Below are 19,519 nucleotides of genomic sequence, written 5' to 3' on the forward strand. Positions count from 1 at the left end.
AAGTTCAGCAGTTGCCATAACTGCCCCCTTTACTGTTTACATATCCAGTTAGTCCTGGCATTATTACCTCCAGTGATTGGTGTCACTAAATTGGTTTAGGCCTCAAGCGTTCCCGCGTTTGGGGCTTTTTCTTTGGTCATTTCTAACTGCAACTTTGCGAACTCCATCGCTACAGTCATCAGCCAACGGTATTGATCCAGCGGCAGCTTCTTCTCTCCCTGCATGACAAAATCCTCAACACCGCACGCTGCCAATGTCTCCATCACTTCCGGATACTTTTCTGCTCTGCGATGAATTGTTGAGTCAGCCACGTTGAGCAGCTTTGCTACTGCCGTTTGTCGCGTACTATTTAAAGCCTGGTGAGCGGCCGTCAGAAGGTGGCGGCCGATAAACGCAATGTTTTTGCGTGGGTTTGCGCGTTCCATGTGACATCATTCCGTTGTTGGTTAAGGTTCAGACGTGGCAAAGCCGCAGCTAATGCCACGAATCATTTTTTGTTTCGTTTGGATTTCACTTTTCAGTGACGTGGGACTTCGTGTCCGTTGTTGAAGAGCGGGTGTTTCTTAAGCTGCTGATGCTCGCTGGGGTGCGAACACTAGGTTTTCTTTGTTGACCGGCACATAACCGGAGAAATGCTTACTGGCTTCCTCGATTGCGGATGCTTTGCCCGGTGATGCTCGGCGGAATCCATATGCAATCTGATCGAGGTAGCCAACGGATGTTTTGGCCAGTGCTGCAAGGCGAACCCACTCATCATTGGTTGCCTGTTTGCGCCAGCGGAGTAATTCGTTACCCATTGGTGCCTCCTTGTAATAACGGATTAAGTTTAGCTTTATGCTAAATGACAAGCAAGCATCATTTAGCATTCTGCATATTTATCGATTTGCTAAATGATGTGAGAATTAGGGAATGGAAAATAAAGACATTCGCAAAGCAAATCTGGAGCACATGCTTGAAAAGCATCTGGCTACCAGTGGAAATACAAAGGCCAGCTTTGCTGAGCTATTGGGGATCAGTGCGTCCCAGTTCAGCCAGCTCTTGGGTGAAAAAAGTGTAAGGAATGTCGGCGACAAAATGGCACGCAAAATCGAGACATCTCTCGGTTTGCCCAATGGCTGGTTAGACTCATTACATTTAACAGAATCAATTGATGCCAACGTAACAAGGCCGCAACCCTATACGCGTGGCGCTAGCTACCCTCTGATCAGCTGGGTTAGTGCTGGCGCTTGGTGTGAAGCCCTAGAGCCATACACTCTTAGCGAGATACTTGAACGCTATGAGTCTAACGCTCACGTTGAGGGCGATGCTTTTTGGCTTCGAGTGAAGGGGGATTCCATGACATCGCCTTACGGTCAAAGTATCCCGGAGGGAATGATGATTTTGGTCGATACCGGTAGAGAGCCAAAAAATGGCAGTTTAGTTGTGGCAAAGCTTACTGATGCGAATGAGGCTACCTTTAAAAAGCTGGTTATCGATTCTGGCTTGGGCAAGAAGTATCTACAACCACTTAATCCTCAGCAGGAAAGAATCGAGGTTAACGGCAACTGCAAAATAATTGGTGTGGCAATTGAGCAGCGCGGAAGCCTAATCTGAGGCTCAGTGGCCGGAAGAGACGTTCAGCAATCTATACAAGGAGAGGTTATGAGCATAAGCAGAGTTGTACTTGTTTTGGCATTTGCAGCGTGCATCGCCCTGCTACTTAAGGCTGGAACGCCCCACTTTACTGCATACCTTGATGGCAAGATTGATAGCCAGATTACTAAATGGGCTGGTGGCAAGTAGGCCGAATGAAAAGGTATTAGTAAAAATGAAGCCTGAATTTTAAAAGAAGGTCCGGCCACTATGCCGGGTTCTTCATGCTTGCAACATCAAGCCCGCCACTGAGCGGGCTTTTTTGTGCCTGTAGAAAAATAAATTCCCTTCTAAATCATTCTGCTAAACACCCTGCACAATTTATTTAGCATTTTGCTATTGCCATATATTTAGCATAACGCTAAATTACATCTCAACAGCAGGACGCTGGCGAACAACGAAACGGACTGCAGCTCTTTACACAACGGTGATGGATCACCTACGTGGCTGAAAAGCCAAAAAGTACAAAAGCGTGAGTTTTGGGATGGGAAAGTGCAGCCCTGAAAGGCAAGCAGAAGATAAGCACCAGCACCCATTACCAAAATTCACTGAGGAGGTATCTATGACACGCAAAACTCAATTTGCTGGTTCAGCTGCTGGTCGTCGCCGGGAACGCCGTGCAGGCCTTCAGAGCGAAGCTAGCGTTAGCGCAGAAGTGTTTCATCGCCCTAATCCAAGCCGCGTTGTTTTGCAGTGCAAGCGCAAGCCGGCAGATCGTGTAATGAAGGCAGTCGACACCGAGACGGAGTATCACAAGCAGATTCTGGCGGGTGCGGCGAAGTACATCGGCGGAGAGATCAGCAACGGGATGTGCATACCGGATGTTGCGCTCTACCATGCTGGACATCGCAAGGTTCGCAAAGAAGCAGTTCACACCACTAAATAATTCCAATTCTGATAGTCATTATTAAACCGATGGATAACGCATTAATAGAGGTGTTTATTTGATTCTGTTCAATGATTTAATGCCCCTGATAAGGAGTAGAATTGATTTGATTGAACTCAAAACACAAGGATCGAAAGCATGACCAGTAAAATCATAGGATATTCTCTAGTTGCTGCATCTGTTGTTCTTGGTGCCGCGATATTTTCTGCGGCGATGGTTAATAGTGGGCTTATATTGCAAAAGGAGATGGTGCAGCCGAGGGAAAACATCCTGACTACAACTGTTGGTCATGTGAATTTAGGTAAGGTTTATAGCGAAAGTCGTGGAATGGATATCACTCTACGCAATTCTTCAGACAAGTCCCCAGCAGCAATAAATTTAGTAGACGTTGATCCTAATAATTTCTCAAAAGAACTTCATGATGCCTTGGTGAAATTAGCAAAAGATGTAAACGAGAGCCAAAAGCTATCTGGTGATAAGGCAATAAAACCAGAAGGTTTAGCAGGTAACGTAGATTTCACTCTGAATATCAAAACTTATGTGAAGTACATTGCTGAGTATATGCCTATGTACACTCTTATGATTAAAGACGAAGATATTGTCATTGATAAAAATGAGACATTCGAAAACAGAATCACCGCTGAAGCAGGGCGAATTGCAAAAGACAGCTCGCAAGCTTTTGCATTTAATAGCTTCATTAGCGACCCATCAGTAAAAAAGAAATAATCTCAAGAAAGTACGCGAATAAAAGAAATAGGCTGCCTTTAGGCGGCCTTTTTTATTGGCTATCGGAAATCTAAAGACAATGTGACGGCGAGGTAATGATGGGAAGGAGCACTATGCGTTTGGAGCTTTTCAAAAGAGACCCAAACGGGACGGAGGATTTTAGCAAGTACACTGTCATCAGCCATTCAGACCCGCAAGCTGATAGGGAAACAATCATTGATTGGGAAGTCTAGTTAGAGCATCGACCAATGACCCAACTCAATCAGGCCAGCATGAACATTCATTCTGATTTGTTCGCCACTAAGGAGGAGGCCTTTGAGCAGCTTGGAAGGTGGCTGGTGAGGCTCGGTGAGGCGCTTCAGGAGCATAATTTCAAATAGGCCGACTAACCACCGGCCTTTTTTTACGCCACCTGTTCACTAAACAGCGTGGGAGAAGAAGCATCATCGAGTGGGATGCCTTTCTACTTGCGCCGGCACCGCTCCGAGCACTTACGCACTTCATCCCAGCACTTCTCCCACTTTTTCCGCCAAGTGAAAGGTCGCCCACACACGGTGCATATTTTGGTTGGTAGTTCGTTTTTCTTCACGACGGTCCTCCTATGCATAGTGTGAAAAGTTAGCATTCAAAACGGATTCATCAGGTACCAGCCCTTTTCTGGCAAGCCAAATTATTTGCAATAGAAGGCAAATATTCCGCATCAAAGGACTAAGTATGTGAATTCTCTTCACGGGGCTTGGCCTCAACAAGAATCAGCGGACACTTCCTAACCTTACATGCTTGTGAATATGCCAACTCACATACGTCACAAATACTCCTGACTTCTGTCTGGTATTCGTACTCCATGTAATAACGGAAATTTCCTCCGCACGACTCTGTTCTCCAGAAACGTAGAGGTTCAAGCACCTCATCAAGTTGCCTGAATGTCAGGCCTGTTGGGTTATGAAAACCCACTCTTACACGGTATGTAGTCATGATTTGATAATCCCTAACCCTCTGATTCTTTACAAGCCTGTTATGGGTCTTGCTGTGATAGGGATTTCCTAAATACACCCGCCTATGTGCGGATATTTTTTTGCTCACAGGAGAAGGAAATGAGTGAAACAACGGATTTAGCATTACTCGAAATCAAGCCTGAGCAAGCGCCAGCGCTTTATATAGCGAATGGACTTGATGCATATCTTGACCAGATTCGCGAGCTGGCCGCTGAAGTTCCTGATGTGACGACTAAGAAAGGTCGTGATCGCATCGGTTCATTGGCCCGCATGGTTGGCTCCAGCAAAAAAGCTATCGAAGAGCCGGGTCGTGCGTATCTGAAGCAGCTTAAAGAAGCCGTGAAGCCAGCGGAAGATGAGCTTCGTCGCTTTACGCGTGAATGCGACACGATACGCGATCAGATTCTTGCACCGCGCGCAGCCTGGGATGTTGAACAGGAGCGCCTCAAGGCTGAAGAAGAAGCGCGTATCGCTGCTGAAAAGCTAGCGGCACAAATCGAAGCCGACCACGAAATCGCCCTACTTCTGAATGAAAAATTCGACCGTGACGCAGCTGAAGCCAAAGCCGAAGCAGCAGCACGGCGCGAGGCTGATTTGAAGGCAGCGAAGGAAAAGGCCGAGGCCGACGCAAAAGCCGCACAGGAACGTGCAGAGCGTGAAGCCAAAGAAGCGCAGGAGCGCACCGCAAGACTGGCGCAGGAAGCGCGTGAACAGGCTGAGCGCGATAAGCAGGCAGCTATCGAGGCTGAGCAGCGCAAAGCCAAAGCAGCGGAAGATGCCCGTCTTGCTGAAGAGAAGCGCATCGCCGACGAAGCCGCAGCGCGTGCCGCCAATGAAGCGCACAGAAAGACGATCGGAACTGTGGTCGTTAACGCCCTGATGGGTCACGCCGGACTGACTCGCGTGCAGGCCATCGACGTTCTGACTCAAATCAAAGACGGCAACATCCCGCATACCAGCATCACATACTAACCCCCGTTTAACCAACACCAAGGAAACCCACGATGACCTTCTCTATCGCGGGCGGACCCATCGTGGATTTCGCCCATCAAGAATCGCTTTTAGACGCTATCACTCGCCGCCTACGTTCTGGCTGGCGCTCACTTATGGACACTTTAAATCAGCCGGGGCAGCCATGAGCCAGCAGCAGACTAAGCAGTATCAGAAGCAGCAGGAAGAGCTTGAGCGCCAGCGCATGTTAGAGCGCACTCAAGATTATCCATTCATCAACCAGATGCTGAGAATGCTCGGCATGCCGGAGCGAAAATGAGCCGATTCACTCTGAACGCACGCGACAAGGTTCGGGTGTTGAGTATTGCAGCCTCACTTCCCGATTACGATAAGCAGGAAGTTGTGAAAGAGGTTGATGGATACCTCGATACGCATCACGTCAACCCGCTGATGATGGCTGCACAAAATTTCCTTCAGCAGTATTACGGCGGCGCGGCGGCTCAGATGTTGGATTCTGATGATGATGCTCACATTGAGCTTGATAAGGTGCTGCGTGAGTTGATGGTCACGGCAGGTGAGCGCATGCGCGGCGTCAATGTGATTTACAACGAGGTGGCATGATGGGGCCTGGAATTTACTTTGACATTAGCAACGAGGCTTACCATCACGGTGCCGGTATCAGCAAATCACAACTGGACGATATCGCAATAAACCCCGCTATCTACCAGTGGCGTAAAGAAGCGCCGGAAGACGAAGAGAAGAAATCTGCGTTAGACATGGGCACAGCACTTCATTGCCTGCTGCTCGAACCGGAAGAGTTCGATAAACGCTTCATCATTGCACCGGAATTCAACCGTCGAACCAATGAGGGCAAGGCGAACGAAAAAGCATTCCTTGCGGATTGCAGCGGCATTGGAATGACGGTCATGGATGCCGAACAGGGTCGCAAATTGCAATTGATGCGTACCAGCGCCCTCGCCCATCCTGCCGCGCGCTGGCTGCTTGAAGCCGAAGGCCATCAGGAAGCCTCGATATACTGGAACGATGAGCAAACCGGCGAGCTATGTCGTATCCGCCCGGACAAATTCCTGACCGGGCAGCCAGTCATCGTCGATGTGAAAAAGGTGGCAGACATGAGCCGCTTTGCGCGCCACGTCGAAGAGTTCCGCTATCACGTTCAGGATGCCTACTACCGCGAAGGCTACAGCAAGCACTTTGGTGAATACCCACTTTTCATTTTCATCGCCGTAAGCGAGTCGATTGATTGCGGCCGGTACCCGGTGCGCGTGTTCCAGCTTGGTGAGGATGACGTTCATGTCGGTTATGACCTGTTTCGTCGCGATCTTGCTGCCTACCACGAATGCATGCAGTCCGGTAACTGGGGCGGCATAGAAGAATTAACGCGCCCTGAGTGGGCTAAGAGAAAGGATTACGCATGAGCAACGAACTGACACAGTCACCAGTCAATGAGGCTGACACTAAGGCTGCCATCTTCAGCCCGAGCGGCCTGCAGAAGTTACAGGCGTTTGCCAATGTCATGGCAGAAGGCCGCGCGACGGTCCCGGCACATCTGGCGGGGAAGCCTGCTGACTGCCTGGCTATCGCACTACAGGCGGCTCAATGGGGTATGAACCCATACGCAGTCGCGCAGAAAACGCACCTGGTAAACGGCACGCTGGGTTATGAAGCGCAACTCGTTAACGCAGTAATCACCAGCTCAACAGCCGTTCAGGGACGCTTCAAATACGAATACGGTGGCGATTGGGAGAAATTCAAACCGGGCGCCGCGAATGCAGCTAATGAGCGCGGGCTGTTCGTGCGTGTCGGCGCAATTCTGCGAGGTGAAACGGAAATCACATGGGGCGAGCCTCTGTTCATGGAATACGTCACCACACGTAACTCGCCACTGTGGAAGACAGCGCCTAAGCAGCAACTCGCATACCTCGCCGTAAAATATTGGGCACGCCTGTATTGCCCGGACGTTATTCTCGGTGTGTATACGCCAGACGAGTTCGACCAGCCACAACGTTCAGAACGCGATGTCACCCCGGCGCGCAGCCGTGCCGACCTGAACAACCTGATTAACAGCAAGCCTGAAAAGCAGGAGCCTGAGCGCGAAATTAACCCGGCAACGAACATCAATGACGCACCGCGCACACCGGATCAGCTGCTGGCAGATTTCACCGAAGCGTCAGCCAATGCTGATTCAGTTTCGAATCTCGACCGCTTTTACAAATACGCAGCGAAGGTGCTGGCTGAAAATGCCGGTCACCTTGAGAAAGCCACTGACGTTTATCTGATCCGCAAAGCGGAATTGGACGAAGCGGGAGCATAGCCATGCGCAAACAACCCCACTACCGCCGCAACCAGCATCCGAACAGCGGCTTTAATGAAAAGGTCGTGTGACAACTCAGCAAACATCCAATGACAGGGCGCGAATTAAGCGCCCTTTTTCATATGTCGCTCGGTCAGTTCAATAGCCTTATGCGTGGATGCCTGCGCGGTGAGACGGCGGTAATTGCCGCCAGCAATCCGGTTCCGGTGGATGCCTGCACCGACTACACCTACACGCTGGTCAGCACAAAGCGCACAACGCACAAGAACCCGAAGGCGATCGTCGTTTCATGGCGAGCTTTCGGCATGGCGACAGATGACAGTCAGCGCATCAACACAGAGGCGGCACAGCGCCGCGCCAGATTAATCGACGCTGGCCTGTACCCGGTTGGCGAGTGAGGGGAAAGAGATGAAAGAGCAAAAAGTTGTGATGTACGAGTCTGAAGAAGCAGCAAGCATTCAGACCGTAACCGGATGGGTGGATAGAAATGGTAGGTTCTGGGGCGAGGATGAACACATGGCTCGCTATTGCGGAAGCACCCACCGCATCTGCGAAAAAAATCCCGCTCATGGTATTCGTGTCAGCAATGGATACTGCGAAAAATGCTGGGAAGAAAGCCGCCAAGATAAATTCAGAACCCTTGAGAAAAAGGTTTGGTCCGGCGAGCCGCTGGTGATTTTCGATGATGATACGTATTTCTTCGATGCTGAATCTCTGGCTGAGTATTGCTGGGAAAACAACGTCCTTCCTTCTGAATTGAAGCTACTAATCTGCGAACCTAATTACCCGAACCAAGTCGATTTGAATGACCACTTCGAAGAAATTATTCCTGATGGTGGTGACCACCATGACATCCCTGAGGCAATCTGGATGGCTGCAGAGGCGCTGAATAAAGCTATTCGTGAAAGCGATCCAATATCATGGTGCGGTGGCAAATGCGCAGCCATCGTTTCAGACGACATGCTGACTGATGAGCAGAAGGCTGAAATTTTGGCTGATCGAGCTATCACCAGCAACGAGGAAGGAGCCAGCCATGACTAACCAGCAACTAAAAGCACATTGCGAAGACGTTATCGCCAATCCGCAAGACCATCTTGATTGGGTGGTGGATATGGCGAAGGAAGCATTTGCAGCACTCAACCAATCTGTAAGCCCGGAGTTGAAGTTGCCTGATGGCTGGGTGGCGGTGCCGATGGAGCCGACAGAAGAAATGATTGCTGCATGGCGTGATGACATGGATAAGTCATACGCAAAAGAGCATGCGATTAAAATTGGTGAGGATGAAATCGTATTCGCCCATCAGGCTATGCTAGCCGCAGCACCCGCTGTTCCACACACAGCACCAATAGAGCCTATATGTGCAACAGGTGGTGCAGAGTGGGTGAGTATTGAAGATGAGCCACCGAGAGATGGCTCGTGGTGTATAGCCATTGAAGAAGGCGATTTAGCTGGTGATGTCGTTTACTGGGAGAACGGCGCATGGAAGAGTGAGTTTGGTAGAGATGAATACACCCATTGGATGTATCACCCAGCCGCTCCGGAGGAAGAATGATTAATCCAGACGATATCAAGGCGGGATACACGCTAGGTCATGCTGATGCGCAGATATTGCGTGTTGCAGTTAAGGAGCTGCTGGCGCTGCGCAAGGCGTTTAGTGAGCCGTTTTGTTTCACTGATGATGCCGGTATCGACCTTTGGCATATGAACGAATCATTTGAAGTTTGGCCTGAAATAGATGGCGACATCAGCATCCCTCTCTTTCGCAAGCCAGTAATTGATTGACCGCTATCACGCCACCGGGTCATCAATTTCTTCGACCAACTCATCACCCTGATTATGGATATTGCCAACCTTCTTGCTTACCGGATGCCAAGTAAAGTCCTTCTCTGGTACTGCGGCGTCGTTTGCGATTTCCTGCGCACGCTCAGGTGTGGTTTCTTCACTCATCCATTCACGCACAGCATCAGCAGTAAGTACCAGCGGTCGCCGGTCATGGATATCGACCATGCCCTTGTTGCTTGATGATGTGACTATGACGAAGCCCGCTTTATCATGGTCTTTGCCATATGGCGCCTTGCCGATAGCTGCGAAGAACAGCGGCGTTTTCTTTTTGCGGTAGATGAAATATGGCTGCTTCTTGCTACCGTCTTTCTTCCATTCGTACCAACCGTCAGCCGGCACAATAGCGCGGCCGTGATTCCACAATGGTTTGAACATGCGGCCGGTTGCAGCGGTTTCGCCGCGGGCATTGATGAGCGGTTGCTTATTCCACCACTCTGGCCCATAGCCCCAGTAAACCGGATCTAGATGCAACTCTTCCTCACGTTCGTTGAGCAATAGCACCTTCGTACCGGGGGCGACGTTAAACCGCCATATCGGTTCCAGGTCATACTGGATTTCGTCAGCTTTGAGGCCGAGCGATTCAAAGTAGTCATTTCTGCTGCTGTACTGCGCGAATCGTCCACACATAAGCACCTCCTGTTTTAAGGATAGCGCGGTATACTCGCATCAGGAGGACAACATCATGTCTCACAACTTAGCAGCACGCATCAGAAAAGAGCGCGACAGGATAAACGTCGATTTGGCGGAATCTGGCGTTGCTTACAAGTAGCGTATGAATCTGCCGGTTATCGCGATGGAAGTGGAGATGCAACAACCAGCAGAGCTTCGCGAATATTTCAAAGAGCGCCTGCAGCATTATAGGAATGTCGCGATGCAATTCCCGCGTGGCAGTGACCCGGTTTATCAGAAGGAGGGGAAGTGAGTTTGGATGCTAATAGTTGGTCAGCTATAGCCTCAGCATTTGCAGCAGCAGGGAGCTTAGCAGTAGCGGGCTTTAGTTATTTTCAGCAGCGAGCAAATAATAGGAATAATGAAGTTGAAAAAAATATTGATAGGCTCATAGCATTGGCTGGGCAAGCAAATTTGATATCTTCCCTTAAGGATTCTTCGGGAAGAGATTTTCGACAAGCAGCAAATCTAAGCTATGCAATTGACGCGGCTGCCACGAGAATAATCAAACTTATCGATAAGCTAAAATTGGGCGATGATGAGTCGAGAGAAATAGCAGGCTATTTCACAGATCACCTATCATTCATAGTTTTGGAAGAGCTTCGGACGAAAGAGATTCCACAATTCAAAATGGACGTAAGCTATAGCATCGACGACGTTCAACATATTCAGTTTATATGGAAGAGAGCTGCAGATTTTTTGCTACACGATAAACGGCCTGACTAAATAATTGAACCTGCTTCGGCAGGTTTTTTTCAGACCTAATCCCCCCCCCCATTAACCTTTATCGCGCTCTGCGTGAGGAGTTGTTATGTCTGAAGCAAACAGTGAGGTGTCATGAATGAGTTGGCTTTATTCGCTGGCGCTGGCGGAGGAATACTCGGCGGGCACCTCCTTGGATGGAGAACGGTTTGCGCCGTTGAGCGTGATGCCTACGCCGCACAAGTTTTGGCGCAACGACAAAATGATCGAATTCTCCGACCTTTCCCGATTTGGTCTGACGTGTGCAGTTTTGACGGAAAACTATGGCGAGGAATTGCTGACGTCGTATCTGGCGGATTTCCCTGCCAGGACATCAGCTCTGCCGGAAAAGGTGCTGGAATCGAAGGAGGCCGATCGGGACTTTGGAGGCAAATGGCAAGAATCATCGGTGAGGTTCGACCCAGATTCATACTGCTGGAAAACTCACCTTTGCTTGTGGGAAGAGGACTTGCCTTGGTCCTCGGTGACATTGCCAAGATGGGGTTTGATGCTGAATGGTGTTGTATTTCAGCATCAGAGTGCGGAGCGCCCCATAATCGCGACCGAATCTGGCTTGTTGCCTACCCCAAGGGCAAGCATGGGAAGTCATGGGATAGCATGGTGCAGAGCGAGAACGGGAGAGCATCGGCACAATCTGGAGGATTATCTTGGGTGGCAGCATCTGGAGGATGGCGGAGAGGAGACTCCTGGCCTGAACATATGCCCAAACTACGCCGAGTGGCTGATGATGTGGCCTTTGGGGTGGACAGAATTAAAGCCCTTGGAAATGGACAAGTTCCTCGAGTGGCAGCAACTGCATTCTCGATATTGAAGCCATCAGTGTGACCACCACCTGCGAAGAAATCACCCCGGCTGAGCTCATCATCAATTTCAGCCTTCTCGCTGCAGTAATCATCGCTTTTATCCTCGGCAAACCACCTAAAGATTGAGTGTGGCTATATGGTCACATCTGCTCTGGTTGTATGGGGCTTTTGATATATACCCACAAAAATCATCATTTTCAAACTTGAGGAAACCGTATGAGCCTCGATTGTGTACCGATTTCCACCTATTGCAAAAACACCGGCGAATCAGAAGAAGCCATTAACAAACGGATACAAAGGAAAATCTGGAGGATGGGCATTCACGTATTAAAAGTGGACGGCGTCCGGGAACGATGGGTTGATTTAGATGAGGTGAACAGATGGGCCAGAAAAGGGAAGGATCCGCTTTGCCGCGCGGAGTAACACTAAGGCGACATAAAACAGGCGATACGCTCCAGTTAACTTTCACCTTCAATGGCGTTCTTTGCCGGGAACCGCTATCAGGAATGGAAGTGAATGCACGCAATATTAAATATGCGGAGCGCTATCTGGGTGAGATTCAGAACCGCATTTCTACGGGGGATTTTAACTACCTTCAGTATTTCCCCCGATCCAAAAAGGCAGCTCTCTTCGGTCATCAAAAGAAGAAAAAAACGGTAAAGGATTACCTTGAGGAATATCTGGTCATTAGCGAAAACCGCAACCTCTCTCCCTCCACTCTCGATGGGTATCGTAAATGCCTTCGGGCGCTTCGGAAGTTGCACAACATCTACGTTACCGAGTTGAAGCCAGCGGCGCTTAAAAGCTGGGTATCGACCCAGAAGACAAAGCTTAAAACCATCCGAAACCGGCTGTCGTTTTTGCGTAGCGCCATTGATGAGGCTGTGACTGATGGGCTCATCAGTGACAACCCTGTTGCACACATCAGCGCATCGCGCTACTTCTCTGTTGAATATGGAAACACTGAGGAGTACGAGGTTGACCCGTTCACGCCGACAGAAATTAGCATCATCTATATGCACTGCCTCTTTCCGCAATGGGAGGCGACATTCAAGTTTGCACTGAATACTGGCGTGCGCCCTTCCGAGCTATGCGCTCTGCGGTGGAGAGATATAGATTTTGAGAGGAAAACGGCCTTTGTTCAGAACGCCGTTGTCGAGGGCGTGGAGAAATCAACCAAAACGCGCGCCGGCACAAGGAAGATAGATTTGAACGAGGAGGCGATCGAGGCGCTCAGCACCATGAAGCAGTTTACGCAGCTGAAGAGCGAGTTCGTTTTCGAAGACCCGCGCACTGGCGAGCCGTGGGCGGGTTCTGATGCCATCAGGCAGAAGGCATGGCGCATAATCATGCGCGACTCAAGGTTAAGGTATCGAAACCCGTATCAGACGCGTCACACGTTTGCGACGATGCATATCAGTTCGGGCGCCAACCTGTTCTGGCTATGTAAGCAAATGGGTCATAAAGGCCCGGATATGCTGTTCAGAAATTACGGCTCTTATCTGGTCGATTACGACGGGCATCTGTCTCGACCGATGATCAAAACCGGGAGCGAATAACGAGGCAATTTGAAGAAAAATGCACGTGTAATGCACGTGAAAAAGGATCCTTTTATGAAGCTATTAAATATCATAAGGTTACGAGGAAATGAACGCGGGTTCGAATCCCCCTCTCACCGCCACATTCTAAAGAAGAGCCTGAATGAAAGTTCAGGCTTTTTTTTGCCTGTTTTCTGCAAGGAGGATTCAAACCCCCGCAGAGTTTGATAGCTGCGAATACCGGTTGGCTGCGGATTTTGCTAGTCCTGCTCTTTTGACGATGTAGCTATCGTTTGGTAACTGGCGATAAGCTGCTTCAGGTGCATTTCCGCTTGTGATAGCTGATTCTGTGTAGCGTCATCGTCCGATTGCTGCAACACGCGCAGTTCCTCTTCCAGTGGCACCGTTCCGTTGAACGCCTGCGTCATATTGTAGACCGCTGTTTTCAGTTCGCTCACCGTCAGATATTTGTCGCGCTTCTCGTCAAGTCCATTCAGGCGCTGCGACAACGCGTTGAGCTGCTCCATGCCCTGTTGCCATCCCTGCATTTTATCTGCTGGCATTGCTGCCGCGTTAAGCTGCTTGTTCCAGCGTGCGCTCATCGTTTTAACCGCATCCGAATCAGGCCACAACAGGCTGGCCTGCATTACCAGCGCATTACCGAGCTGCAGATTCCAGTCCGGCGATACGTTTTGTAGCCGGTTCAATTGCTGCTGCGTTTGCTCCAGCCATGCCGCTTCGTTTAGCCATTCGGCGGGATTCGCTTGCAGCTCAGCCATCATTTCCGGTGTGAGAGGCGCAGGAAGTGGTGATATTGAAGCCAGTAATGCCTGCTGCAACGGAGATTCCTGCTCAGTTTTTTGCACAACCAAATAGCCTGTAGCGGCGATGAGTAACACGCTCAGCAGCGTCGCGCCCACGCCACTGATAAACGCCCGACGGCGCAGCCGCCGCAAATCGGGTGCCGGCGCACCCGGAGATGGAACGTACACCCAGCCACTGACTTCTGCACTTGCTAACGTCAGTGCGGGCTTCTCAATCGGAACGACTTCAGGCAGCTTAGTCACAGCATCAGATGTTGAAACATCGCAGTGTTCCAGCATCACCACCGCACTGCGAATGCGGTCCAGCAGCGGATCAATCTGACTAAGCTGACGCAGTTCAAGACGTTGCAGATGATCGCCAACCTCGCTGAGCAAGCGCGCCGCCTGGCTCAGCGCCGTCAAGTCTGCTTCGGTTATCGTTTGAGTACGCAGGAATTGCTGCAACCGACGACTCAGTCCCGCCAGCAGTTCGATACGTGAATGTGCCGGTTGCGGCCATAACGTCGGCCAATCGCGGGTAATCAATGCTACTAGCACCGCCAGGCCTTCCGTCATACCTGCCGTTCCTGCCGTGTTCGCGCGCGATAGCGTGTACCAGACCGCGCTTTGCAGCTCGACACCGTTTTTTTCGAACAGCGTTAAACAGAGCGTGGAGACGTTCGGCCAATCGACATCCGGACGCGCCGGATGCGTGAGTTTCAGCATTTCCTGGCGCAGCGCGGCATATTCAGCGAACGCGCGTGGATCGCCGCCGGTTTTGACGAAGCGAGGTTGAGATGAAGTCATTGCTGTGTTCCGAAAAGCCCTAATCAGGCGAAAAAATTAAACAGATGCCCTGGCATCCAGATATTGCTGCTGTTTCATGTGACGGATCATCACGCGCCCTTCCGGCATAAATTCGGTGCCGAAGCGCACTAATCCGATCTCATTTAGCTCAGCATCAATCGCATAACGCAGTTCGCCGGGTATGCTCTGTTCCAGTAACACCACGTCAATGCGCTTCAGGCGCGGCTCGTATTTCAGCAGCACCTCAGAGAGCGTATACAGCAGCTGATGCGCGGTGCCGGGCATGCCCTGCAGGATGCGCGTCATATCGGGCAGGCCATAATCGGGGATATGCGACAGCGATCCGGCGCGAGTATTGAGGATGCGCTGCATGTTATCGAGCACGGAGAGGATCACCTGATCCTGTTCCTTCACACGGTCCAGCTCCAGCCCACCCGCGAAGCTGCCTTTTAGCAGCTCATACAGCGAAGGTTGATGATTGCCGCCACTCATGGTTTTGCCTCGGTGATCAGGCGCAGGCTGTTGCTGCTTAATTCAATCACGCGCGCTTTATCCGGGTCTAAATCGTTGCGCTCCAGCACCAGCCGCCAGCTGTTTTTCGCCATATCCGGCTGCTGGAACAACGCGACTACCGCGACAAATTTAGCTTCTTTTTCCATCGGCATATTCAGCGAAACGTCGCCGCCCGGCGTCAGCACCACATCGCGGTCGGCGAGGAGTTCGGCTTTGAGCACGTCCGCCGCATCGCCGGTCAGTTGCTGATATACCGCGCCTTCAAAAGCTTTGCGCTCGCTGAGCTGGAACACGCGCACCATCACCGGCTGCGACAGCGGATTATGCTCGCGGCTGTCGCTGTTGAGGCTTTCACGCGCGCTGAAATCCAGATGCAGGGTTTTAATCTGCTTGTAGAAAATCGCGTCAAACGCCGCGACGGATCCATCGGTGACTTTCTGCTGCAAACCGCAGCCGCCAAGCAGCAACAGTGCGCTGCACATCATAAATTTAATCAAAGTGGTAACTGACACGTCGCTGCTCCTCGCAGGGTTTGACCGGGCGCATGCCTGCATAGCAGCCCAGTTCAGTGGTAAAGGTTTGGGGGATGTCGCTGCACGCCTCGTCCGCGCCCAGCACACCGGTCATGCCGAGCCAGAACGGCGCATCGCCCAGAACCGGCGGCGCCAGCAGTTGGGTATCAAGACACAATCGAATACGCGCGCGATAGCGCCAGCCGAGATACACCCGCAGCATCACCAGAAAATCCTGATACAACTGCCCGTCCGGCAGCCAGTGTTCGGCTTCGTTCGGGCAAGCGGTTTGCAGCTCAATCAGCAGCTGGCTGTTGGCATCCATCGCCTCATCGCCGAGCGGTGCGTTGCCGTCCAGTACAAACTCGCATTCCAGCGGATGACTAACCGGCACCGGACGTAGGCAATGTGGCTGCACGGTCACCGAGGTGTTAGGCGCAAGCAAACGCACCAGCGCGCGAATGCCCTCTTCCGTTCTGCCCGGCTGACGCATGACGCCGAGCAGCGCCAGAAAGCGTGAAACCGGCGTGGCGATATGCTTGCCGGTGCCGGGAATGCCCAATCCCACCAGCCCGAGCAGCGACTGCGAAGTGCTGTCGCCACCGCCCGCTTCGAAGGTCGCCGGATACGAGTATTTGCGCCAGATGCGATAAAACTGCGTCAGGATGCGGTGGTTAAAAATATCGAGAAAGCCCTGCAGCGCTTCATGCCCTTCATCGCGCTGGGTAATATCATCTATGTAGCTGCCCGGCAGCGGCGAATCCACGCCGTATAAACCTAAAAAAGTGGTACGCACCACCGGCGGCGCGACGGCATCTGTTTCACTGTACTCAAACGCCTTCAATTCACCCGCCGGAAACCCCATGCCGGGATGCGGCAGTAGCCGCACCGCGTCGTTCTGCGGTTTGCTGGTGCTGCCGAGCGGCGGCTTATCTTTATGCTGATGCTCTATCAGCTGACAGAAACGGTAAAAGTTCAGCCGCGTCAGCTCCTGCTCCAGTCGTGGCGTCAGCCGGAGATGCGGCGATTGTGCTTCTCTTCCCATTCGAGGCGCTCTCCGGTTGGCTGCAGGATTAAAATCAGACGGTTAAACAGGTGAATGTCGGTATACAACGCGAAGAAGCGGCTGAGCATTTCGCCAAACAGACAGATATCGCCGCTGCCGGCAAAGCCGCTGCTGTCGAGGGTGATTTCAATCTGCACGCCGCGTAGAAGATAACCCTGCTCAAAGCGTTCGGTCTCTTTGTGGCAGACGTGCAGGATGGCGTCCAGACGGCGGCGGTTCATTTCGCTGTGTGTCCAGTCGTACAGCGCCAGCGTGCCGCGCAGCACCTCGGCGTTATCCATCATCCACAGAAAACTCGAGCCGAGATGGCTCAGCACGCGCCAGTGAAAGCGATCACGATTGGGCGGATAGCACGGCAGCGTTGGCGCGCACAGGTTGCGCACCTGCATCGCCACGTCGGTGCTGCTGACGGCGGTATCCAGCAGCGTGCTCTGCAGCGCGCGACGCGGCAGCTGGCCGTTGGTGCCGGTGACGCTCACCGACAGGCTTTCGTTCTCCGGCAGGCTGTGATTATCAAAGGCTTCGCCGCCGAGGATCATCCAGGTTTCATGCAGCCCGGACGGCCCGCGCCGCACGCGCGTGTGATAGTAATGTTCCGGCGCTTCGTGACGCAGCATGCCGCCTTTGTGGCGGAAGCTGCTGAACGGCACGTACGGCAGCCCTTTCGAGGAAATCACCGAATCCACCGAGTAGATTTCGGTATGGCCGTCCTGCACGCGCATCGGGCGCAGCATATATTCGGTCTGCAATCCGTTGATCATCAGCGGATCGGATTCCATCGCAAACAGGTTAATCACCGGCACGGCGTTAAGGCGCAGATGTTTTTCACTGAACTGAAAATCGTGCTCCCAGCGCTCGGCCAGCACTACGTCGATTTCAAACCATGGCAGCGACGCGGGCAGTGCAATCTGTTCCAGCCCGCGCAGATTCACCGCCATAAACTTCTCGCGGAAGGTGAAGTATTCCAGCAGCAGCTGATAGCCGCTGAAGCTGCCCTCATCGCCCGGCCACAGACGATCTTCCTCGCTGAAGCCCTGTGCGCTGAAGTGCCCGTCAAAGCGGCGGCTGTCGGTTTCACCCGGCAAACGCAGTGCGATGCTGGCGACGTTAAGCGTCAATGCTTCATGCAGCGCACAGGCCAGCGGCGCATCAGCGTTTAGATAGAGCGGAATGCGGCTGACGTCGATACGGCTCCAGTCGGCCAGCGCGCCGCCGTTGAAACGCAGGCGAACAACTGAGCGTCCGGCGGCATCGGTGGTTAATTTTGCCGACTCCAGCGCCAGCGGCAGCACCTGCACGTCGCGCGTGGTGGTGTAGCGACAGCGCGTGCCTTTTTCCCCTACCGGACGTGAGATTACTTCAAAGCCGCGTGCCAGCCGCATTGGCTCTTTCATCTCACGCCAGTCGGGCGTGAACTCCACCACCGACATCGACGGAATGGTGCGCAGATAGTGTGGCCACAGCAGGCTGACCAGCCCTTCGGTGAGTTCCGGCAGATCGTCGTCGAGCTTTTCACGCAGGCGACCGACCATAAAGGCAAAGCCTTCGAACAGTCGTTCAACGTAGGGATCGCGCGCGCCGGCTTTGTCCAGATTGAGCATCGCCGCCTGCTCAGGATGCGCGCGTGCGAACTCTTCGCCAGCTTCCTGAAGGTAGCGCATTTCAGCGTCGTAATAACGCAGAGTTAAATCGTCCATAATTATATTATTTTTAAAGTGCGTTAGTTAGATATTCAGAATTTAAAATTCATTCTGATGCGGAGTTTAAATATTTATAACAGAAGATGGTTCTATCGGGTCGAATGGTGCCTTCAACTTCTTTGATAATGATCGTAGCAGAGCAGACGCCTTGTTCGGATATAACATTTAACTTATTATACCTGCATTTTGGGTTGTAATATGACATTATCTGTTTGATTATAAACTGAAACTGACGGCATCATTAATTTTGCAACCTGGAAAATCAATACAATTACAATTATTAAAAAAACATTCACATGTAATTTCCGCAAGATGTTATTGAGGCATTAACTCACACATGTAAAATTATTTATCCTTTAGCAAGCTTATATGCATAGCAATCAGCACAGACATGCTAATTATTGAACCTAAGCTTAAGACATATATTATCATATCAGTATCTTTTAGTATTTCGTCATATAATGGGTAGCAAAGCGTTTCACCTAGCGTAGTCAGTAATTCATAAGTTAATAATAAAGAGAGTGTAGGGACTATACTTAGCAAAAATGGAAAAGACAGAATAGAAAAATATATAATAACTCTATTTGAAATCCTCATTACCTAGCCCGCTCACATAAACCTTTCTCTTTCACGTATTTTGTTGCCATCCCAGGCATCCATCCTGATGGTATACCGGCGCAAGTATAATACCCTTTACTCTTCACTTTGCTAATGAAGAAGACTTTAAAAAGAAAACCCATAAATAATTAATAATAAAAACCCAGATAGAATTATCATCATGGAGACCTTCTGATGTTTATCACTCATGCGCTGCCCTATTACGAAAATATAAAGGCCAGACAAGCAGAATCGCAACATTATAAAAGAATATAAAGTTAAAGAAACTATCACCGTTGAATATGTCAACTCACTGGGAAATGCCAGTTACTCTTTTGTTGATAGATAACCGATATAAGAGGAAATCAAGGATAAAACCCAC

At 51.0% G+C, this 19,519-nt stretch carries 27 protein-coding genes and 1 pseudogene; 18 read left to right on the top strand and 10 right to left on the bottom strand.

Features of this window, described 5'->3' with window-relative positions:
• Positions 1–95: 95 nt before the first annotated feature.
• Both AAF463_RS11535 and AAF463_RS11540 read right to left on the bottom strand, forming a co-directional pair.
• Positions 96–425: a hypothetical protein gene (locus tag AAF463_RS11535; protein WP_350260785.1), complete on the bottom strand. Its 330-nt coding sequence runs from the start codon at positions 423–425 to the stop codon at positions 96–98.
• A gap of 138 nt (positions 426–563) precedes the next feature.
• Positions 564–797, bottom strand: coding sequence for a transcriptional regulator (locus tag AAF463_RS11540; protein WP_350260786.1), 234 nt, complete (start codon positions 795–797; stop codon positions 564–566).
• A gap of 112 nt (positions 798–909) precedes the next feature.
• Between AAF463_RS11540 and AAF463_RS11545 the strand changes: the two genes are divergently transcribed.
• From AAF463_RS11545 to AAF463_RS11555, 3 genes are all read left to right on the top strand, one after another.
• Positions 910–1,593, top strand: coding sequence for a S24 family peptidase (locus AAF463_RS11545; protein ID WP_350260787.1), 684 nt, complete (start codon positions 910–912; stop codon positions 1,591–1,593).
• 601 nt (positions 1,594–2,194) lie between these two features.
• The gene (locus AAF463_RS11550; protein ID WP_350260788.1) at positions 2,195–2,518 is read left to right on the top strand and encodes an antitermination protein N; all 324 of its coding nucleotides are present in this window, start codon (positions 2,195–2,197) and stop codon (positions 2,516–2,518) included.
• A 138-nt stretch (positions 2,519–2,656) separates the two neighbouring features.
• Positions 2,657–3,244: a hypothetical protein gene (locus tag AAF463_RS11555; RefSeq protein ID WP_350260789.1), complete on the top strand. Its 588-nt coding sequence runs from the start codon at positions 2,657–2,659 to the stop codon at positions 3,242–3,244.
• Positions 3,245–3,707: 463 nt separating this feature from the next.
• On the opposite strand, the gene AAF463_RS11560 is transcribed toward AAF463_RS11555, so the two are convergent.
• Positions 3,708–3,851: a DUF2256 domain-containing protein gene (locus tag AAF463_RS11560; protein ID WP_350261996.1), complete on the bottom strand. Its 144-nt coding sequence runs from the start codon at positions 3,849–3,851 to the stop codon at positions 3,708–3,710.
• Positions 3,852–3,952: 101 nt separating this feature from the next.
• On the bottom strand, positions 3,953–4,219 hold the full coding sequence (locus AAF463_RS11565) for a hypothetical protein (protein ID WP_277973902.1): 267 nt from the start codon (positions 4,217–4,219) through the stop codon (positions 3,953–3,955).
• 119 nt (positions 4,220–4,338) lie between these two features.
• Between AAF463_RS11565 and AAF463_RS11570 the strand changes: the two genes are divergently transcribed.
• From AAF463_RS11570 to AAF463_RS11615, 10 genes are all read left to right on the top strand, one after another.
• A complete protein-coding gene (locus AAF463_RS11570; protein WP_350260790.1) occupies positions 4,339–5,211 on the top strand; it encodes a hypothetical protein in 873 nt (290 codons plus the stop codon).
• A 32-nt stretch (positions 5,212–5,243) separates the two neighbouring features.
• Positions 5,244–5,378 (top strand): protease FtsH-inhibitory lysogeny factor CIII, encoded by a 135-nt coding sequence (locus tag AAF463_RS11575; protein ID WP_152929127.1) that lies wholly within the window; start codon positions 5,244–5,246, stop codon positions 5,376–5,378.
• Positions 5,375–5,509 (top strand): hypothetical protein, encoded by a 135-nt coding sequence (locus tag AAF463_RS11580; RefSeq protein ID WP_255351274.1) that lies wholly within the window; start codon positions 5,375–5,377, stop codon positions 5,507–5,509. Before AAF463_RS11575 ends, AAF463_RS11580 begins: the two co-directional genes overlap by 4 nt.
• Complete coding sequence (locus tag AAF463_RS11585) at positions 5,506–5,811, top strand: hypothetical protein (protein WP_350260791.1); 306 nt, start codon at positions 5,506–5,508, stop codon at positions 5,809–5,811. Before AAF463_RS11580 ends, AAF463_RS11585 begins: the two co-directional genes overlap by 4 nt.
• Positions 5,811–6,629: a PD-(D/E)XK nuclease-like domain-containing protein gene (locus AAF463_RS11590; RefSeq protein ID WP_350261997.1), complete on the top strand. Its 819-nt coding sequence runs from the start codon at positions 5,811–5,813 to the stop codon at positions 6,627–6,629. Before AAF463_RS11585 ends, AAF463_RS11590 begins: the two co-directional genes overlap by 1 nt.
• On the top strand, positions 6,626–7,525 hold the full coding sequence (locus AAF463_RS11595; protein ID WP_350260792.1) for a RecT family recombinase: 900 nt from the start codon (positions 6,626–6,628) through the stop codon (positions 7,523–7,525). The genes AAF463_RS11590 and AAF463_RS11595 overlap by 4 nt, the downstream gene beginning before the upstream one ends.
• A gap of 89 nt (positions 7,526–7,614) precedes the next feature.
• A complete protein-coding gene (locus AAF463_RS11600) occupies positions 7,615–7,923 on the top strand; it encodes a hypothetical protein (RefSeq protein WP_350260793.1) in 309 nt (102 codons plus the stop codon).
• Positions 7,924–7,933: 10 nt separating this feature from the next.
• Complete coding sequence (locus AAF463_RS11605; protein ID WP_350260794.1) at positions 7,934–8,566, top strand: hypothetical protein; 633 nt, start codon at positions 7,934–7,936, stop codon at positions 8,564–8,566.
• Positions 8,559–9,077 carry a hypothetical protein gene (locus AAF463_RS11610; protein WP_350260795.1) on the top strand — a complete coding sequence of 173 codons (519 nt, stop codon included), beginning with the start codon at positions 8,559–8,561 and terminating at the stop codon, positions 9,075–9,077. Before AAF463_RS11605 ends, AAF463_RS11610 begins: the two co-directional genes overlap by 8 nt.
• Positions 9,074–9,307 carry a hypothetical protein gene (locus AAF463_RS11615; protein ID WP_350260796.1) on the top strand — a complete coding sequence of 78 codons (234 nt, stop codon included), beginning with the start codon at positions 9,074–9,076 and terminating at the stop codon, positions 9,305–9,307. Before AAF463_RS11610 ends, AAF463_RS11615 begins: the two co-directional genes overlap by 4 nt.
• A 6-nt stretch (positions 9,308–9,313) precedes the next feature.
• Here AAF463_RS11615 and AAF463_RS11620 read toward each other — a convergent pair whose 3' ends face one another.
• The gene (locus tag AAF463_RS11620) at positions 9,314–9,994 is read right to left on the bottom strand and encodes an SOS response-associated peptidase family protein (RefSeq protein WP_350260797.1); all 681 of its coding nucleotides are present in this window, start codon (positions 9,992–9,994) and stop codon (positions 9,314–9,316) included.
• Between the two features lie 55 nt (positions 9,995–10,049).
• On the opposite strand from AAF463_RS11620, the pseudogene AAF463_RS11625 reads away from it, so the two are divergent.
• The 5 genes and pseudogenes from AAF463_RS11625 (at position 10,050) to AAF463_RS11645 (ending at position 13,160) form a co-directional block, all read left to right on the top strand.
• Positions 10,050–10,289: pseudogene (locus tag AAF463_RS11625) on the top strand (DNA polymerase III subunit theta).
• Positions 10,286–10,762, top strand: coding sequence for a hypothetical protein (locus AAF463_RS11630; protein ID WP_350260798.1), 477 nt, complete (start codon positions 10,286–10,288; stop codon positions 10,760–10,762). Before AAF463_RS11625 ends, AAF463_RS11630 begins: the two are co-directional and overlap by 4 nt.
• Before the next feature lie 111 nt (positions 10,763–10,873).
• The gene (locus AAF463_RS11635; RefSeq protein ID WP_350260799.1) at positions 10,874–11,623 is read left to right on the top strand and encodes a DNA cytosine methyltransferase; all 750 of its coding nucleotides are present in this window, start codon (positions 10,874–10,876) and stop codon (positions 11,621–11,623) included.
• A 194-nt stretch (positions 11,624–11,817) separates the two neighbouring features.
• Positions 11,818–12,024: an excisionase gene (locus AAF463_RS11640; protein WP_350260800.1), complete on the top strand. Its 207-nt coding sequence runs from the start codon at positions 11,818–11,820 to the stop codon at positions 12,022–12,024.
• The gene (locus tag AAF463_RS11645; protein WP_350260801.1) at positions 11,982–13,160 is read left to right on the top strand and encodes a tyrosine-type recombinase/integrase; all 1,179 of its coding nucleotides are present in this window, start codon (positions 11,982–11,984) and stop codon (positions 13,158–13,160) included. The genes AAF463_RS11640 and AAF463_RS11645 overlap by 43 nt, the downstream gene beginning before the upstream one ends.
• A 239-nt stretch (positions 13,161–13,399) precedes the next feature.
• On the opposite strand, the gene AAF463_RS11650 is transcribed toward AAF463_RS11645, so the two are convergent.
• Genes AAF463_RS11650 through tssF form a run of 5 tightly spaced genes read right to left on the bottom strand, consistent with a single transcriptional unit; the run spans position 13,400 to position 18,537 of the window.
• Positions 13,400–14,749: a VasL domain-containing protein gene (locus AAF463_RS11650; protein ID WP_350260802.1), complete on the bottom strand. Its 1,350-nt coding sequence runs from the start codon at positions 14,747–14,749 to the stop codon at positions 13,400–13,402.
• A gap of 36 nt (positions 14,750–14,785) precedes the next feature.
• The gene (gene tssE, locus AAF463_RS11655) at positions 14,786–15,241 is read right to left on the bottom strand and encodes a type VI secretion system baseplate subunit TssE (protein ID WP_101764085.1); all 456 of its coding nucleotides are present in this window, start codon (positions 15,239–15,241) and stop codon (positions 14,786–14,788) included.
• Positions 15,238–15,774 carry a type VI secretion system lipoprotein TssJ gene (gene tssJ / locus AAF463_RS11660; protein WP_350260803.1) on the bottom strand — a complete coding sequence of 179 codons (537 nt, stop codon included), beginning with the start codon at positions 15,772–15,774 and terminating at the stop codon, positions 15,238–15,240. The genes tssE and tssJ overlap by 4 nt, the downstream gene beginning before the upstream one ends.
• Positions 15,752–16,819: a type VI secretion system baseplate subunit TssG gene (gene tssG, locus AAF463_RS11665; RefSeq protein WP_350260804.1), complete on the bottom strand. Its 1,068-nt coding sequence runs from the start codon at positions 16,817–16,819 to the stop codon at positions 15,752–15,754. Before tssG ends, tssJ begins: the two co-directional genes overlap by 23 nt.
• Positions 16,783–18,537: a type VI secretion system baseplate subunit TssF gene (tssF, locus tag AAF463_RS11670; protein ID WP_350260805.1), complete on the bottom strand. Its 1,755-nt coding sequence runs from the start codon at positions 18,535–18,537 to the stop codon at positions 16,783–16,785. The genes tssG and tssF overlap by 37 nt, the downstream gene beginning before the upstream one ends.
• Positions 18,538–19,519 lie beyond the last annotated feature (982 nt).

It is taken from the genome of Pantoea sp. BJ2 (genome assembly GCF_040255075.1).
Taxonomy (GTDB): domain Bacteria; phylum Pseudomonadota; class Gammaproteobacteria; order Enterobacterales; family Enterobacteriaceae; genus Pantoea; species Pantoea leporis.